Source organism: Sinorhizobium sp. 6-70 (assembly GCF_030124375.1).
Lineage (GTDB): Bacteria > Pseudomonadota > Alphaproteobacteria > Rhizobiales > Rhizobiaceae > Sinorhizobium.
Window position 1 is genome coordinate 22,518 of sequence record NZ_JASKLS010000008.1, and the last position, 17,072, is coordinate 39,589.

The window sequence follows — 17,072 nt, forward strand, 5'->3', positions numbered from 1 at the left end:
CGAGACTTCCTCTCTTACTTCTTCTTCTGGTGACGCGAGCGCATGATGAACTTGTCGGTCGACTTGTTGGAGCGCGTACGCTTACCCTTCGTGGGCTTGCCCCACGGAGTAACCGGGTGACGACCACCCGAGGTACGGCCTTCACCACCGCCGTGCGGGTGGTCAACCGGGTTCATGACGACACCGCGAACGTGCGGGCGCTTGCCGCGCCAACGCGAACGACCAGCCTTACCATCATTGATGTTGCCGTGATCGGGGTTCGATACAGCGCCGATCGAAGCAAGGCAAGAACCGTGCACCAGGCGCTGCTCGCCCGAGTTCAGGCGAAGGATAGCCATGCCCTGGTCGCGGCCTACGAGCTGAGCGTAGGTGCCGGCCGAGCGGGCGATCTGACCACCCTTACCCGGCTTCATTTCCACGTTATGGATGATGGAACCGACCGGGATGAACTGCAGCGGCATCGTGTTGCCGGGCTTGACGTCGACGGCGGACTTTTCCGAAGCGATGACCTTGTCGCCGGCAGCAAGGCGCTGCGGAGCGAGGATGTAGGCCTGTTCGCCATCGGCGTAGTTCACGAGCGCGATGAACGCGGTGCGGTTCGGGTCATATTCCAGCCGCTCGACCGTGCCTTCAACGTCGAACTTGCGACGCTTGAAGTCGACCAGGCGGTAGGTCCGCTTGTGACCGCCACCCTGGAACCGGACGGTGATACGACCGAGGTTGTTGCGACCGCCCTTGGAGGACAGGCCCTGGGTCAACGCCTTGACCGGCTTGCCCTTGTAGAGGCCGGCCCGGTCTACGATGACCAGCTGACGCTGGCTCGGGGTCGTCGGATTGAAATTTTTCAATGCCATTTTCTTGTTCCCTTTTGGGTTTTTACCCTAATGGGCCTATCCGTTAGAGACCGGTGGAGACGTCGATGGACTGACCTTCGGCGAGCGTGATGATCGCCTTCTTCACGTCCTTCTGCTTCCCGGCAAAACCGCGGAAACGCTTCAACTTGCCCTTGCGGACGAGCGTGTTCACGGCCGTGACCTTGACGCCGAACAGGGCTTCGACAGCAGCCTTGATCTCAGGCTTCGAAGCGCCTTTGGCGACGTTGAAGACGACTTGGTTCTGTTCGGAAACCAGCGTCGACTTTTCGGTGATCGAGGGAGACACGATCACGTCATAGTGGCGAAGATCCGTCATTTGAACCGCTCCTCCAGAGCTTCTACGGCAGCCTTGGAAAGCACGAGCTTGCCGCGGCGCAGAATGTCGTAAACGTTGATGCCCTGAACCGGCAGAACGTCCACGTTCGGGATGTTCTGGGCTGCGAGCTTGAAGTTGCTCTCGATTTCGGCACCGCCGATGATCAGAGCGTTGGTAAGGCCGAGCGACGCGAATACGCCGGCGAGAGCCTTCGTCTTTGCTTCCTTGGCAACGAGATCGTCAACGACGATGATCTCTTCTGCCTTCAGCTTAGCCGAGAGCGCATGGCGCAAGCCGAGCGCCCGGACCTTCTTCGGGAGGTCATGAGCGTGGCTGCGGACAACCGGGCCATGCGCCTTGCCACCGCCGCGGAACTGCGGAGCACGAGCGGAGTGGTGGCGGGCACGGCCCGTACCCTTCTGCTTGTACATCTTGGCGCCGGTGCGGGAGACTTCCGCGCGGCCCTTGGCCTTGTGCGTGCCCTGCTGCTTCTTGGCGAGCTGCCAGCGAACGACGCGGGCAATGATGTCTTCACGGGGTTCGAGGCCGAAAATGGCGTCAGAAAGGGAAACCTTTCCCGCGTCCTTGCCCTCGAGGGTTTTGACGGTGAGATCCATTATTCGGCTCCCTTACTTCGATGCTTCGGCGCGCACGCCGGCCGGGCGCGGAGCGCCTTCCGGGGTGCCGGACTTGACTGCGTCGCGAACGACAATCCAGGCACCCTTGGAGCCGGGGACTGCACCCTTGACCAGGATCAGGCCGCGGTCTTCGTCCGTCGATACGACTTCCAGGTTCTGGGTGGTAACGCGCGTCTGGCCCATGTGGCCGGCCATGCGCTTGCCCTTCCAAACACGGCCCGGATCCTGGTTGGAGCCGGTAGAACCATGCGAGCGGTGCGATACGGAAACGCCGTGCGTGGCGCGCAGACCGCCAAAGTTGTGGCGCTTGATGGCGCCGGCGAAGCCCTTACCGATCGTCGTACCGGTGACGTCGACGAGCTGGCCTGCGACGAAGTGGCTGGCCGTCAGCTCGGAGCCGACGTCGATCATGTTGTCCGCGGAAACGCGGAACTCGACGAGCTTCGCCTTCGGCTCGACGTTTGCAGCGGCAAAATGGCCGCGCATGGCCTTCGGCGTATTCTTGACCTTGGAACGGCCGGCACCCAGCTGAACTGCGGTATAACCGTTCTTCTCTTCCGTGCGGTGGGCCACTACCTGGCAGTTCTCCAGCCGCAATACTGTTACCGGGATATGCTCGCCGGCGTCGTTGTAGACGCGGGTCATTCCCACCTTCTGTGCAATCACACCTGAACGCATCGGTTCACGCCTCTTGTTTAGGGTTCCCGTCCGGTGCCTCTTGCACCTTCCGGTTTCCTGTTCCTGGAAGCCGTTGGAAAACTCCACGTACCTTCCTTGTTATTTCGGCTTGCGCCGGACCTTAGAGCTTGATCTCGACGTCGACACCAGCGGCCAGATCGAGCTTCATCAGCGCATCAACCGTCTGAGGGGTCGGATCAACGATATCGAGAAGACGCTTGTGCGTGCGCATCTCAAACTGTTCGCGGCTCTTCTTGTCGACGTGCGGCGACCGGTTGACCGTGAATTTCTCAATCCGGGTCGGAAGCGGCACGGGCCCGCGCACACTCGCACCGGTGCGCTTGGCCGTCGACACGATTTCGCGCGTGGAGGCATCGAGGATCCGGTGATCAAACGCCTTGAGGCGGATGCGGATATTCTGGCCGTTCATTCGACTTGTCCTTGCTCGTGTTTCCGGTATGCCCTTGAAGGCACACACTTAAACTTCTGAATTCGTTACGCTCTGCCGCTTCTTTCAAAAATCGCAGGGACATGGGAGACCATGTCCCTGCCGAAACGGCCAAGCCGTTTTCTTGTTACTTGATGATCGAGGCGACGATGCCGGCGCCGACGGTGCGGCCGCCTTCGCGGATCGCGAAGCGGAGCTTTTCTTCCATCGCGATCGGCACGATCAGCTCGACGTCAACCGTCACGTTGTCGCCCGGCATCACCATTTCCGTGCCTTCCGGCAGCGTCACGATGCCGGTCACGTCCGTCGTGCGGAAGTAGAACTGCGGACGGTAGTTGGTGAAGAACGGCGTATGACGGCCACCTTCTTCCTTCGTCAGGATGTAGGCTTCCGCCTTGAACTTCGTGTGCGGCGTGACCGAACCCGGCTTGCACAGGATCTGGCCGCGCTCGACGCCGTTGCGGTCGACACCGCGCAGCAGCGCGCCGATGTTGTCGCCGGCCTGGCCCTGGTCGAGCAGCTTGCGGAACATTTCAACGCCCGTGCAGGTCGTCTTCGTCGTCGGACGGATGCCGACGATCTCGACTTCCTCACCGACCTTGATGATGCCGCGCTCGACGCGACCGGTCACAACCGTGCCGCGGCCCGAGATCGAGAACACGTCTTCGATCGGCATCAGGAACGGCAGGTCGATCGGACGCTCCGGCGTCGGGATGTAGGCGTCAACCGCTGCCATCAGCTCGCGGATCGCATCTTCGCCGATCTTCTTGTCGGAATCTTCAAGCGCGGCGAGCGCCGAGCCCTTGATGATCGGAATGTCGTCGCCCGGGAATTCGTAGGACGACAGCAGTTCGCGAACTTCGAGTTCGACGAGTTCGAGGAGCTCGGCGTCGTCAACCTGGTCGACCTTGTTCAGGAACACGACGATTGCCGGAACGCCGACCTGGCGGGCGAGCAGGATGTGCTCGCGGGTCTGCGGCATCGGGCCGTCGGCAGCCGAAACAACCAGGATCGCGCCGTCCATCTGCGCCGCGCCGGTGATCATGTTCTTGACATAGTCGGCGTGGCCGGGGCAGTCGACGTGCGCGTAGTGACGGTTCGGCGTCTCGTATTCGACGTGCGCCGTCGAAATGGTGATACCACGGGCCTTTTCTTCCGGCGCAGCGTCGATCTGGTCATACGCCTTGAACTCGCCGAAGTACTTCGTGATCGCTGCCGTCAGCGACGTCTTGCCATGGTCAACGTGGCCAATCGTGCCAATGTTAACGTGCGGCTTGTTGCGCTCAAATTTGCTCTTTGCCATTTCCGGCTCTCCGTTTTCTGTCCCCTAGAGGGGAAATCTTTTCATTCTGTTTCAGCGCGAGGCTATTCCGGTCACTTCTGACCGGAATACTTCGCCTGGATTTCCTGCGCGACGTTCGACGGAACCGGCGCGTAGTGATCGAACAGCATCGTGTACTGAGCGCGGCCCTGCGACATCGAGCGCAGGTTGTCCACGTACTTGAACATATTCGCGAGCGGCACGTGGGCATTGATCACCACGGCAACACCGCGAGATTCCTGACCCTGGATCTGGCCACGGCGGGAGTTCAGGTCACCAATCACGTCACCGACGTAATCTTCCGGCGTGACAACCTCGACCTTCATGATCGGCTCGAGGAGCTGAGCACCGGCCTTCTTTGCTGCTTCACGGAAGCAGGCACGCGAAGCGATTTCGAACGCCAGGACGGACGAGTCGACGTCGTGGAACGCGCCGTCGATGAGCGTCGCCTTGACACCCAGCATCGGGAAGCCAGCGAGCGGGCCCGAGGACAGAACGCTTTCGATACCCTTCTGAACGCCCGGGATGTATTCCTTCGGAACAGCACCACCGACGATCTTGGATTCGAACACGAAATCTTCGCCTTCCGGGTTCGGTTCGAAGACGATCTTGACGCGCGCGAACTGGCCGGTACCACCGGACTGCTTCTTGTGCGTGTAGTCTTCTTCGTGCTGACGCGTGATCGTTTCACGGTAAGCAACCTGCGGAGCACCGACCGAAGCCTCGACCTTGAACTCGCGACGCATGCGGTCGACGATGATGTCCAGGTGAAGTTCGCCCATGCCGGCGATGATCGTCTGGCCGGATTCCTCGTCGGTCTTGACGCGGAAGGACGGGTCTTCAGCCGCCAGGCGGTTGAGCGCGAGGCCCATCTTTTCCTGGTCGCCCTTGGTCTTCGGCTCGATCGCGATCTGGATCACCGGCTCGGGGAATTCCATGCGCTCGAGGATAACCGGCTTCAGCGGATCGCACAGCGTGTCGCCCGTGGTGGTTTCCTTGAGGCCTGCCAGAGCAACGATGTCGCCAGCGAAGGCTTCTTCGATGTCTTCACGCGAGTTCGAGTGCATCTGCAGCATACGGCCGACGCGCTCGCGCTTTTCCTTGACCGTATTCATGACCGACGTGCCCTTTTCGAGCTTGCCGGAATAGATGCGGGCGAAGGTCAGCGAACCGACGAAGGGGTCGTTCATGATCTTGAACGCCAGCATCGAGAGCGGCTCGTTGTCGTCAGCCTTACGGGTGATTTCACCTTCGGTCTTGACGTCGATGCCCTTGATCGCCGGAATATCGATCGGGGACGGCAGGTAGTCGACGACAGCGTCGAGCAAGGGCTGAACGCCCTTGTTCTTGAAGGCCGTGCCGCAGAACATCGGGTGGAACTTCACGTCGATCGTGCCGCGACGAACCAGTTCGCGGATCTTGTCGTTGTCCGGGTAGTTGCCTTCGAGGTAGGCTTCCATTGCCGCTTCGTCGATCTCGACAACGGTCTCGATCAGCTTTTCGCGGTACTCTTCAGCCTTTTCCTTCATGTCGGCCGGAATCTCGACGACGTCCCACTGGGCGCCGAGCGATTCATCGCGCCAGACGAGAGCATTCATCTCGATCAGATCGACAACGCCCTTGAATTCGCTTTCAGCGCCGATCGGCAGCTGCATGACGACGGCCGTTGCGCCGAGACGGCTCTTGATCATTTCGACGGAGCGGTAGAAGTCCGCACCGGTCTTGTCCATCTTGTTGCAGAAGATCATGCGCGGGACATGATACTTCTCAGCCTGACGCCAGACGGTTTCGGTCTGCGGCTCAACGCCAGCGTTGGCATCGAGCAGTGCGATAGCACCGTCGAGAACGCGCAGCGAACGCTCGACTTCGATGGTGAAGTCAACGTGGCCGGGGGTGTCGATGATGTTGAAGCGGCGCGTCTTGCCGTCACGGCCCTTCCAGAAGGTCGTGGTGGCAGCAGACGTGATCGTGATGCCGCGCTCCTGCTCCTGCTCCATCCAGTCCATCGTTGCGGCGCCGTCGTGGACTTCGCCGATCTTGTGGGACTTGCCGGTGTAGTAGAGGATGCGCTCGGTCGTCGTCGTCTTGCCGGCGTCGATGTGCGCCATGATACCGAAATTTCGGTAATCTTCGATTTTATATTCGCGAGCCATGAGAGACTGCCTTTCAGGACCTGTTCGTGATTACCAACGGTAGTGCGAGAACGCACGGTTGGCATCAGCCATCTTGTGGGTGTCTTCGCGCTTCTTCACGGCGCTGCCACGGTTGTTCGCTGCGTCCATGAGTTCGCCGCAGAGGCGATCGACCATGGTCGTTTCGTTGCGCTTGCGTGCGGCCGCAATCAGCCAACGAATGGCGAGGGCCTGGCGACGCTCCGGACGGACATCGACCGGAACCTGATAGGTAGCACCACCGACGCGGCGCGAACGCACTTCAACGTGCGGAGCAATGTTGTCGAGCGCGGAATGGAACACGGCGATCGGCTCCTGCTTCAGCTTCGACTGGACCGCATCGAAAGCACCATAGACAATGCTTTCAGCAACGGACTTCTTGCCGTGCAGCATGATTGCGTTCATGAACTTCGTGACAACCAGATCACCGAACTTCGGATCCGGGTTGATCTCACGCTTTTCTGCTCTGTGACGTCGGGACATACTTCTCGTCTCTCAACTTTTAAAAACTTGACCAGCGAAATGGCGCCGGTTGCGATGTTATTTCGGACGCTTCGCGCCGTACTTGGAGCGGCGCTGCTTGCGGTTCTTCACACCCTGCGTATCGAGAACGCCACGGATGATGTGGTAACGAACACCCGGAAGGTCCTTTACGCGGCCGCCGCGGATCATGACCACGGAGTGCTCTTGCAGGTTGTGACCTTCGCCCGGAATGTAGCCGATAACCTCGAAGCCGTTCGTCAGGCGGATCTTTGCAACCTTACGCAGAGCCGAGTTCGGTTTCTTCGGGGTCGTCGTGTAGACGCGGGTGCAAACGCCGCGCTTCTGCGGGTTTTCCTGCAGAGCAGGAACCTTGTTGCGCTTTACCTGTGCCTGACGCGGCTTGCGGATCAGCTGGTTTACGGTAGGCATGTAACCATCCCTTGCAAAATCTTGTCTCATTACCCTTTCGGGCGGATCGTTGCCGTCGCCGGCGGTCCCGAACGCCTATGAAATGCGCAAAACGAGGGCCGATCCGCCTTTTCGCAGATGGCCCCACCAAAAGCAGAGGACGCACTATTTCGCGCGTCTTGCGTGCAGCATTTTTGTCTTCAGCGTGCGTTTCGAACCTTGTTTGAGGCGAACTCCAGAACGCGACGTTCCGAACCAGCCAGCCTCACATGGGCTCCGATGCGGCGGGGTGTACTGATTTCGGGGCCATCCGTCAAGGGCAATTAAGAAATATTCTGGCCTGCACAGCCCTGCCATGCCTGGAAAACAAGGCTTTGGCAGCAGCTCGGTCCGGAGGCGATCGCAAACATGGCGCCTTAACGCAGGTATTGTCCTTCGCAATTAAGGAATCAGCAACTTCTTTCTGAACGTTTTCCACGATCACGGGCCGGCGAAGCCAGTCGGCTGATTCTCTCTTCGCTTTCCTAATTTTCCTATTTCTTTCGCGCGCAGTCGAAAAGCACGCTAAGATCGTCGAAACTCGAAAGGACATATCATGCCCGTTACGCCGGACAACGACAACATGCCAGACGAACCGCTGGTTTTCATCATCATTGGCAAGGCCTACGAAGCCGACGGCGACGACGAGGGTATCGACATCCATGTGATGCTCAGGGCGCCCGACGACGACACCGCCGTGCGCGAGGCGCTCAACGCCTTGGCCGAAGAAGGCTTCCTTCAGGCAGATCTCGACCAGATCGGAACCTTGACGGATATCCCGGACGAAGAGCCGCACGCCTCTGCCTACCAGGGCGCGCTCGAGGGCGAGGTAGCGATCATCCGCTTCGCCTAACCGAGCGGCGCGCGATCTGAACGCGCTGCCAGAAACAAGAAGCCGCCCCGATCGCTCAGGGCGGCTTCTTTGTTTTTGAAAGGACGGGCGCTGGTGGCGCCCTCCCCCTGCGGTTATTCGGCCGCGGCGTTCTCGTTCGCCATGTCGGCGAGCATCGGGGTCGCGGCATCCGCACCCGTGCCCTTCCGGCGCTCTTCGAGGATCATCTCGTCGCGCGCCGTGGCGATGCGGCGGATCTGCGTCATGGTGCCGCCGGTACCGGCCGGGATGAGGCGGCCGACGATGACGTTTTCCTTGAGCCCCTGCAGACCATCCATCTTGCCGGCAACTGCGGCCTCGGTCAGGACCTTGGTGGTTTCCTGGAACGAAGCGGCCGAGATGAAGGACGGCGTCTGCAGCGATGCCTTGGTGATGCCGAGCAGAACCGGATCGCCAAAGGCCGGTTTCTTGCCTTCGGCGAGCAGCGCATCGTTGACGTCCTCGAGCTCGATGCGGTCGACGTTGTCGCCGACGATATAGCTCGAGTCACCAGCATCGGTGATTTCGACCTTCTGCAGCATCTGACGGACGATGACTTCGATGTGCTTGTCGTTAATGACAACGCCCTGCAGACGGTAGACTTCCTGGATTTCGTTCACGAGGTAGGAAGCCAGTGCTTCCACGCCCTTGATCGCCAGAATGTCGTGCGGCGCCGGGTTGCCATCGAGAATGTAGTCGCCCTTCTCGATGTAGTCGCCATCCTGAAGATGGAAGGGCTTGCCCTTCGGGATCAGGTATTCGACCGGCTCGACACCGTCTTCCGCCGGCTCGATCAGCACGCGACGCTTGTTCTTGTAGTCGCGACCGAAGCGGACCGTACCATCGATCTCTGCGATGATGGCGTGATCCTTCGGACGACGAGCCTCGAACAGTTCGGCAACGCGCGGCAGACCACCGGTGATGTCCTTGGTCTTGGCGCTTTCGAGCGGCGAACGGGCAAGCACGTCGCCCTGGCTGACCTTCTGCCCCGGCTCAACCGAGAGGATCGCGTCAACCGAGAGCATGAAGCGAGCTTCGCCACCGCGCGACAGCTTGGCGATGGCGCCGTTCTTGTCCTTGATGACGATTGCCGGCTTGAGGTCGGTGCCGCGCGGCGTCGAACGCCAGTCGATAACCTGGCGCTTGGTGATGCCGGTCGATTCGTCGGTCGCTTCGAGCACGGAGATGCCGTCGACCACGTCCTCGAACTGAACGGTACCTTCGACTTCCGTCATCATCGGACGGGTGTAGGGGTCCCATTCGGCGAGACGCTGGCCGCGCTTCACCTTGTCGCCATCGTCGACAAAGATCTTCGAACCATAGGCGACACGCTGCGAGGACCGCTCGACACCGCGTTCGTCCAGGATCTGGATCGCCATGTTACGACCCATGGCAACAAGTGCGCCATCGGAGTTGCGCAGCATGTTGCGGTTCTTGATCTGAACCGTGCCTTCGTAGGACGCTTCCAGGAACGACTGGTCAACAACGGTTGCCGTGCCACCCAGGTGGAACGTACGCATGGTCAGCTGCGTGCCCGGCTCACCGATCGACTGCGCCGCGATGACGCCGACCGCCTCGCCCATGTTGACAGGCGTACCGCGAGCAAGGTCGCGACCGTAGCAGACGCCGCAGACGCCGGTCTGGATCTCGCAGGTCAGCGCCGAACGGATGCGAACGGACTGAATGCCGGCCTTCTCGATCTCGACGACATCGGCTTCCAAGATCATCTTGCCGGCATCGACGATGCGCTCGCCGGTAACCGGGTTGTCGATGTTGTCGAGCGCGGTACGGCCCAGGATGCGCTGGCCGAGCGAGGCAACGACCTGACCAGCGTCAACGATCGCCGTCATGGTGAGGCCCTTGTCGGTGCCGCAATCCGTATGCGTGACGATGCAGTCCTGCGCGACGTCGACGAGACGACGGGTCAGGTAACCCGAGTTTGCAGTCTTCAAGGCCGTGTCCGCCAGACCCTTACGGGCACCGTGTGTCGAGTTGAAGTACTCGTTCACGGTCAGGCCTTCCTTGAAGTTCGAAATGATCGGCGTTTCGATGATTTCGCCCGACGGCTTGGCCATGAGGCCGCGCATGCCGCCCAGCTGGCGCATCTGGTTCGGCGAACCACGAGCACCCGAGTGCGACATCATGTAGATCGAGTTCATCGGCTTCTGGCGGCCGTTATCGTCGAACTCGACCGCCTTGATGCGCGCCATCATCTCTTCGGCGACCTTTTCGGTTGCCTTGCCCCAGGCGTCGACAACCTTGTTGTACTTCTCGCCCTGGGTGATGAGGCCGTCGTTGTACTGCTGCTCGTATTCCTTCACGAGCGCTTCGGTATCGCCGACGATCTTCACCTTGGTGTCCGGAATCACCATGTCGTCCTTGCCGAACGAAATGCCGGCGCGGCATGCGTGCGAGAAGCCGAGCTGCATGATCCGGTCGCAGAAGATGACCGTGTCCTTCTGGCCGCAATGGCGGTAGACGGTGTCGATCATCTTGGAGATGTTCTTCTTCGTCATCTCCTGGTTGCAGATGTCGAACGGGATGTTCGGGTTCTTCGGCAGAAGCTCGCCGATGATCATGCGACCGGGCGTCGTTTCATAGATCTTCGAAACCGGCTTGCCCTCGGCATCGACGGTCTTGTAACGACCGCGGATCTTCGCATGCAGCGTCACAGCCTTGGTTTCCAGAGCATGGTGCAGCTCGCCCATGTCGGAGAAAGCCATGCCTTCGCCCGGCTCATTCTGGTTCATGATCGACAGATAGTAGAGGCCGAGAACCATGTCCTGCGACGGAACGATGATCGGTGCACCGTTTGCCGGATGCAGGATGTTGTTCGTCGACATCATCAGGACGCGCGCTTCAAGCTGGGCTTCGAGCGACAGCGGCACGTGAACGGCCATCTGGTCGCCGTCGAAGTCGGCGTTGAAGGCGGTGCAGACGAGCGGATGCAACTGGATCGCCTTGCCTTCGACCAGGATCGGTTCGAAGGCCTGGATGCCCAGGCGGTGCAGCGTCGGCGCGCGGTTCAGGAGAACCGGATGCTCGCGGATGACCTCATCGAGGATATCCCAGACTTCCGGCTTTTCCTTTTCGACAAGCTTCTTGGCCTGCTTGACGGTCGAGGAATAACCCTTGGCGTCGAGGCGGGCGTAGATGAACGGCTTGAAGAGTTCGAGCGCCATCTTCTTCGGCAGGCCGCACTGATGCAGCTTGAGTTCCGGGCCGGTCACGATGACCGAGCGGCCGGAATAGTCGACGCGCTTGCCGAGCAGGTTCTGACGGAACCGGCCCTGCTTGCCCTTCAGCATATCGGAGAGCGACTTCAGCGGACGCTTGTTGGCGCCGGTGATGACGCGGCCGCGGCGGCCGTTGTCGAACAGCGCATCGACGGACTCCTGCAGCATGCGCTTTTCGTTGCGGATGATGATGCCCGGCGCGCGCAGTTCGATCAGCCGCTTCAGACGGTTGTTACGGTTGATCACGCGGCGATAGAGATCGTTCAGATCCGACGTCGCGAAACGGCCGCCGTCGAGCGGCACGAGCGGGCGCAGATCCGGTGGGATCACCGGAACGACCTTCATGATCATCCATTCCGGACGGTTGCCGGATTCCATGAAGTTCTCGACGATCTTCAGCCGCTTCATCAGCTTCTTCTGCTTCAGATCCGAGGTCGTCTCGGCCATTTCCGAGCGCAGGTCGCCGGCGATCTTCTCGAGATTCATCGAAGCGAGCATCTCGTAGATCGCCTCGGCGCCGATCATCGCGGTGAACTGGTCTTCGCCGAACTCGTCAACGGCGAGCATATATTCTTCTTCGCTTAGGAGCTGGTTCTCCTTGAGCGAAGTCAGGCCCGGTTCGGTGACGATGTAGTTTTCGAAATAAAGGACGCGCTCGATATCCTTCAGCGTCATGTCGAGCAGCGTGGCGATGCGGCTCGGCAGCGACTTCAGGAACCAGATATGGGCAACCGGCGCGGCGAGCTCGATGTGGCCCATGCGCTCGCGGCGAACACGCGACAGCGTAACTTCGACGCCGCACTTTTCGCAGATAATGCCCTTGTACTTCATGCGCTTGTACTTGCCGCACAAGCATTCGTAATCCTTGATCGGACCGAAGATGCGCGCGCAGAACAGACCGTCGCGTTCCGGCTTGAAGGTACGATAGTTGATCGTCTCCGGCTTCTTGATCTCACCGTAAGACCAGGAAAGAATCTTCTCCGGCGAGGCGATCGAAATCCGGATGGAATCGAAAGTCTGTGCAGGCACCTGCGGATTGAAAAGATTCATGACCTCTTGGTTCATGCCTGTCTCCTTTGCGGGCATTACGCCCTGAGCTTGGCGGGGGTGCCGGCAAATCCCGGGCGCCGGCCCCTGCCCTATAAACAGCTAAAACCGCATCGGGTGCGGCCCTGTTCCTGCCACGGACAATAAACTGCCCAGCGGCGGAAACGGTGCGTGCCTGACGCGGCACGCACCTGATGTCGTCCTACTCTGCTGCGTCCGGCAGTTGCGCCGCGGTGCTGAGGTCGTCGACTTTCGAGTTTTCGAGTTCGACGCTGAGGCCCAGCGAGCGCATTTCCTTGACGAGAACGTTGAAGCTCTCCGGAATGCCCGCCTCGAAGGTGTCGTCGCCACGGACGATCGCTTCATAGACCTTGGTGCGGCCAGCAACGTCGTCCGACTTGACCGTGAGCATTTCCTGCAGCGTGTAGGCGGCGCCGTAAGCTTCCAGCGCCCAGACCTCCATTTCGCCGAAGCGCTGACCGCCGAACTGCGCCTTGCCGCCCAGCGGCTGCTGGGTGACGAGCGAGTAAGGACCGATCGAACGGGCGTGGATCTTGTCGTCCACCAGGTGGTTGAGCTTCAGCATGTAGATGTAGCCCACGGTCACCTGACGGTCGAAAGGTTCGCCGGTACGGCCGTCGAAGAGCGTCGACTGCCCGGTCACCTTGAGACCAGCCTTGTTCAGCATCTCGTTCACGTCGGCCTCGACAGCACCGTCGAAGACCGGCGTTGCGATCGATACGCCGCGGCGGGTCTGCTCGGCAAGCCGAACCACGGACTCGTCGTCGTACTGCTTGATCGGCTCGCCCTTCGGCCCCGATCCGATGACATCATCGATCGTTGCGCGAAGCGGCGCGATGTCGCCGTTCTCGTGATACGCATCCAGCATCGCACCGATCTTCTTGCCCATGCCGGCGCAAGCCCAGCCGAGATGGGTTTCGAGGATCTGGCCGACGTTCATGCGCGACGGCACGCCGAGCGGGTTCAGCACCACGTCGACATGAGTGCCGTCTTCCAGGAACGGCATGTCTTCGATCGGCACGATGCGCGACACGACACCCTTGTTGCCGTGACGGCCGGCCATCTTGTCGCCCGGCTGGATCTTGCGCTTCACCGCGACGAAGACCTTGACCATCTTCATCACGCCCGGGGGCATTTCATCGCCGCGCTGGACCTTCTCGACCTTGTCCATGAAGCGCTGTTCAAGGCGCGACTTGGATTCGTCGTACTGGGCGCGGAGCGCTTCGATCTCGCCCTGAGCCTTTTCGTCCTCGACGGCGAACATCCACCACTGCGAGCGCGGATATTCGCTGACGACGGCGTTCGAAAGCTCGGTACCCTTCTTGAAGCCCTTCGGGCCAGCCACGGCGACGTGACCGCGCAGCATGTCTACCAGACGTGCATAGACGTTGCGGTCGAGGATCGCCTGTTCGTCGTCGCGGTCTTTGGCGAGGCGTTCGATCTCCTCGCGCTCGATCGCCATCGCGCGTTCGTCCTTCTCCACGCCGTGGCGGTTGAAGACGCGCACTTCGACGACCGTGCCGAAGGTGCCCGGCGGCATGCGCATGGACGTGTCACGGACATCCGAGGCCTTCTCACCGAAGATGGCGCGCAGAAGCTTTTCTTCCGGCGTCATCGGGCTTTCGCCCTTCGGCGTGATCTTGCCGACGAGGATGTCGCCCGGCTGAACTTCGGCACCGATGTAAACGATACCGGCTTCGTCGAGGTTCTTCAACGCTTCTTCCGAGACGTTCGGAATGTCGCGGGTGATTTCTTCCGGACCAAGCTTGGTGTCGCGCGCCATCACCTCGAATTCTTCGATGTGGATGGAGGTGAACACGTCGTCGCGCACGATCCGCTCGGAAAGCAGGATCGAGTCTTCGTAGTTGTAGCCGTTCCACGGCATGAACGCGACGAGCGCGTTGCGGCCGAGCGCCAGATCGCCGAGGTCGGTCGAAGGACCGTCCGCGATGATGTCGCCCTTGTTCAGAACGTCACCGACGGTGACCAGCGGACGCTGGTTGACGCAGGTGTTCTGGTTCGAACGCTGGAACTTCTGCAGGCGATAGATATCGACGCCGGACTTCGACGGATCGAGGTCTTCGGTGGCGCGGATAACGATACGCGTGGCATCGACCTGGTCGACGACACCGCCGCGGCGGGCGGCGATCGCAGCACCGGAGTCGCGAGCGACGACCGGCTCCATGCCGGTGCCGACGAAGGGCGCTTCCGCCCTGAGCAGCGGCACGGCCTGGCGCTGCATGTTCGAGCCCATCAGCGCGCGGTTGGCGTCGTCGTTCTCGAGGAACGGGATGAGAGCCGCCGCGACGGACACGAGCTGCTTCGGCGAGACGTCCATCAGGTTGATGTTGTCGCGCGGAGCCAGCATAACTTCGCCGGCATGACGGCAGACGACGAATTCTTCAGCGAACGAGTTGTCGCCGTTCAAGGGCGAGTTTGCCTGCGCCACATGATATTTCGCCTCTTCCATCGCCGACAGATAGACGACGTCGCTGGTGACCTTGCCGTCGACGATCTTGCGGTACGGGCTCTCGATGAAGCCGTACTTGTTGACGCGGGCGAAGGTTGCCAGCGAGTTGATCAGACCGATGTTCGGGCCTTCCGGCGTTTCGATCGGGCAGATGCGGCCGTAATGGGTCGGGTGGACGTCGCGCACTTCGAAGCCCGCACGTTCGCGGGTCAGACCACCCGGGCCAAGAGCCGAAAGACGACGCTTGTGGGTGATTTCCGAAAGCGGGTTCACCTGGTCCATGAACTGCGACAGCTGCGACGAGCCGAAGAACTCGCGAACAGCGGCAGCAGCCGGCTTCGCGTTGATCAGATCCTGCGGCATGACCGTGTCGATCTCGATCGAGGACATGCGTTCCTTGATCGCGCGCTCCATGCGCAGGAGGCCCAGGCGATACTGGTTCTCCATGAGCTCGCCGACCGAGCGAACGCGGCGGTTGCCGAGGTTGTCGATGTCGTCGATCTCGCCCTTGCCGTCACGCAGCTCGACGAGCATCTTGACGACCGCAAGAATGTCTTCCTTGCGGAGCGTGCGGACGGTGTCCGGAACGTCGAGGTCGAGACGCATGTTCATCTTCACGCGGCCGACGGCCGAGAGATCGTAGCGCTCGGCATCGAAGAACAGCGTGTTGAACATGGCTTCGGCAGAATCCATGGTCGGCGGTTCGCCCGGGCGCATGACGCGATAGATGTCGAACAGCGCATCCTGGCGGTTCTCGTTCTTGTCGGCGGCAAGCGTGTTGCGGATGTAGGCACCGACATTGATGTGGTCGATGTCGAGAACCGGGATCTCGTCGAAGCCTGCCGAAAGGATAACGGGAAGCGTCTTCTCGTCGATCTCGTCGCCGGCTTCGAGATAGATCTCACCCGTACCGTAGTTGACGACGTCCTCGGCGAGGTAGTTGCCGTAGAGATCGTCGTCGGTGGCCTTGAGAGCCTTCAGACCCTTCTCCTGCAACTGGCGGAGCAGGCGCGGCGTAAGCTTCTTGCCGGCTTCAACGACGACTTCGCCGGTATCGGCGTCGATCATGTCGGTGATCGCCTTCTGACCCTTCAGGGCATCCGGCTGGAACGGCACGCGCCAGCCTTCGCCGTCGCGCTGGTAGAGCGACTTCGTATAGAAGGTGTCGAGGATCTCTTCGCCGTCCATGCCGAGCGCCATCAACAGCGACGTCACCGGAAGCTTGCGCCGACGGTCGATACGGGCATGCACGATGTCCTTGGCGTCGAATTCGATGTCGAGCCACGAGCCGCGATACGGAATGACGCGCGCGGCAAAGAGCAGCTTGCCGGACGAATGGCTCTTGCCCTTGTCGTGATCGAAGAACACGCCCGGCGAGCGATGCATCTGCGAGACGATGACGCGCTCGGTGCCGTTGACGATGAAGGTACCATTGTCCGTCATGAGCGGCATGTCGCCCATGTAGACGTTCTGTTCCTTGATGTCCTTGATCGACTTTGCGCCGGTGTCCTCGTCAATATCGAACACGATCAGACGCAGCGTTACCTTCAGCGGCGCCGCATAGGTCAGGTCGCGCTGGCGGCATTCTTCTACGTCGAACTTCGGCGGTTCGAACTCGTAGGACACGAATTCGAGCATGGAAGCGCCCGAGAAATCCTTGATCGGAAATACCGACTTGAAAACGGCTTGAAGGCCCTCATCCGGGCGTCCGCCCTTAGGCTCTTCAACCATAAGAAATTGGTCGTAGGACGCCTTCTGAACCTCGATCAGGTTCGGCATCTCCGCGACTTCTGGAATTTTACCAAAAAACTTGCGTACGCGCCTGCGACCGTTAAACGAAAGGGTCTGAGCCATCGTCGCTCCTTGTCAATCTTGCATCCGGGCCTGCAACGGACGGGAACCGATGGCCAGTCGACCCCGTCAATCAATGAGTTGTTCAATCTCGTCCAACTTCCGGAAAACGCGCAGCGCGGATTGCTGTGCTGCCTTCCGTTCGAGACCATCCTCTTGAAGAACCCATTACCCAAAAGCCGTTTTCGACAGGCTTTTG

12 protein-coding genes are annotated in these 17,072 nt (G+C 60.5%); 1 reads left to right on the plus strand and 11 read right to left on the minus strand.

The features are described from left to right. Positions 1 to 14: 14 nt before the first annotated feature. From rplB to rpsL, 9 genes are all read right to left on the minus strand, one after another. Positions 15 to 854 carry a 50S ribosomal protein L2 gene (gene rplB, locus QN222_RS16615; protein ID WP_283963204.1) on the minus strand — a complete coding sequence of 280 codons (840 nt, stop codon included), beginning with the start codon at positions 852 to 854 and terminating at the stop codon, positions 15 to 17. Positions 855 to 897: 43 nt separating this feature from the next. Continuing rightward, positions 898 to 1,191, minus strand: coding sequence for a 50S ribosomal protein L23 (locus QN222_RS16620; RefSeq protein ID WP_012707756.1), 294 nt, complete (start codon positions 1,189 to 1,191; stop codon positions 898 to 900). Further along, a complete protein-coding gene (gene rplD / locus QN222_RS16625) occupies positions 1,188 to 1,808 on the minus strand; it encodes a 50S ribosomal protein L4 (protein WP_283963205.1) in 621 nt (206 codons plus the stop codon). The genes QN222_RS16620 and rplD overlap by 4 nt, the downstream gene beginning before the upstream one ends. Positions 1,809 to 1,820: 12 nt before the next feature. Then, positions 1,821 to 2,507, minus strand: coding sequence for a 50S ribosomal protein L3 (rplC, locus tag QN222_RS16630; RefSeq protein ID WP_180940841.1), 687 nt, complete (start codon positions 2,505 to 2,507; stop codon positions 1,821 to 1,823). A 121-nt stretch (positions 2,508 to 2,628) separates the two neighbouring features. After that, the gene (gene rpsJ, locus QN222_RS16635) at positions 2,629 to 2,937 is read right to left on the minus strand and encodes a 30S ribosomal protein S10 (RefSeq protein ID WP_003507767.1); all 309 of its coding nucleotides are present in this window, start codon (positions 2,935 to 2,937) and stop codon (positions 2,629 to 2,631) included. A 145-nt stretch (positions 2,938 to 3,082) separates the two neighbouring features. After that, the gene (gene tuf, locus QN222_RS16640; protein ID WP_153442062.1) at positions 3,083 to 4,258 is read right to left on the minus strand and encodes an elongation factor Tu; all 1,176 of its coding nucleotides are present in this window, start codon (positions 4,256 to 4,258) and stop codon (positions 3,083 to 3,085) included. Positions 4,259 to 4,329: 71 nt separating this feature from the next. Further along, positions 4,330 to 6,429 (minus strand): elongation factor G, encoded by a 2,100-nt coding sequence (fusA, locus tag QN222_RS16645; protein WP_283963206.1) that lies wholly within the window; start codon positions 6,427 to 6,429, stop codon positions 4,330 to 4,332. A gap of 30 nt (positions 6,430 to 6,459) precedes the next feature. Then, positions 6,460 to 6,930 (minus strand): 30S ribosomal protein S7, encoded by a 471-nt coding sequence (gene rpsG / locus QN222_RS16650; protein ID WP_153439690.1) that lies wholly within the window; start codon positions 6,928 to 6,930, stop codon positions 6,460 to 6,462. Between the two features lie 57 nt (positions 6,931 to 6,987). Further along, a complete protein-coding gene (gene rpsL / locus QN222_RS16655) occupies positions 6,988 to 7,359 on the minus strand; it encodes a 30S ribosomal protein S12 (protein ID WP_003507760.1) in 372 nt (123 codons plus the stop codon). Positions 7,360 to 7,933: 574 nt separating this feature from the next. Here rpsL and QN222_RS16660 point away from each other — a divergent pair. Then, a complete protein-coding gene (locus QN222_RS16660; protein WP_153439692.1) occupies positions 7,934 to 8,230 on the plus strand; it encodes a transcriptional regulator in 297 nt (98 codons plus the stop codon). Positions 8,231 to 8,343: 113 nt separating this feature from the next. Here QN222_RS16660 and rpoC read toward each other — a convergent pair whose 3' ends face one another. Both rpoC and rpoB read right to left on the minus strand, forming a co-directional pair. After that, complete coding sequence (rpoC, locus tag QN222_RS16665) at positions 8,344 to 12,549, minus strand: DNA-directed RNA polymerase subunit beta' (protein WP_283963207.1); 4,206 nt, start codon at positions 12,547 to 12,549, stop codon at positions 8,344 to 8,346. A gap of 184 nt (positions 12,550 to 12,733) precedes the next feature. Then, positions 12,734 to 16,876: a DNA-directed RNA polymerase subunit beta gene (gene rpoB / locus QN222_RS16670; RefSeq protein ID WP_180940838.1), complete on the minus strand. Its 4,143-nt coding sequence runs from the start codon at positions 16,874 to 16,876 to the stop codon at positions 12,734 to 12,736. Positions 16,877 to 17,072 lie beyond the last annotated feature (196 nt).

What these genes read in the sequence shown, in the direction of transcription:
- rpoB (WP_180940838.1), bottom strand. Translation starts at nt 16,876, where the DNA reads ATGGCTCAGACCCTTTCGTTTAACGGTCGCAGGCGCGTACGCAAGTTT.
- QN222_RS16620 (WP_012707756.1), bottom strand. Translation starts at nt 1,191, where the DNA reads ATGACGGATCTTCGCCACTATGACGTGATCGTGTCTCCCTCGATCACC.
- rplB (WP_283963204.1), bottom strand. Translation starts at nt 854, where the DNA reads ATGGCATTGAAAAATTTCAATCCGACGACCCCGAGCCAGCGTCAGCTG.
- rpsG (WP_153439690.1), bottom strand. Translation starts at nt 6,930, where the DNA reads ATGTCCCGACGTCACAGAGCAGAAAAGCGTGAGATCAACCCGGATCCG.
- fusA (WP_283963206.1), bottom strand. Translation starts at nt 6,429, where the DNA reads ATGGCTCGCGAATATAAAATCGAAGATTACCGAAATTTCGGTATCATG.
- rpsJ (WP_003507767.1), bottom strand. Translation starts at nt 2,937, where the DNA reads ATGAACGGCCAGAATATCCGCATCCGCCTCAAGGCGTTTGATCACCGG.
- rpsL (WP_003507760.1), bottom strand. Translation starts at nt 7,359, where the DNA reads ATGCCTACCGTAAACCAGCTGATCCGCAAGCCGCGTCAGGCACAGGTA.
- QN222_RS16660 (WP_153439692.1), top strand. Translation starts at nt 7,934, where the DNA reads ATGCCCGTTACGCCGGACAACGACAACATGCCAGACGAACCGCTGGTT.
- tuf (WP_153442062.1), bottom strand. Translation starts at nt 4,258, where the DNA reads ATGGCAAAGAGCAAATTTGAGCGCAACAAGCCGCACGTTAACATTGGC.
- rpoC (WP_283963207.1), bottom strand. Translation starts at nt 12,549, where the DNA reads ATGAACCAAGAGGTCATGAATCTTTTCAATCCGCAGGTGCCTGCACAG.
- rplC (WP_180940841.1), bottom strand. Translation starts at nt 2,507, where the DNA reads ATGCGTTCAGGTGTGATTGCACAGAAGGTGGGAATGACCCGCGTCTAC.
- rplD (WP_283963205.1), bottom strand. Translation starts at nt 1,808, where the DNA reads ATGGATCTCACCGTCAAAACCCTCGAGGGCAAGGACGCGGGAAAGGTT.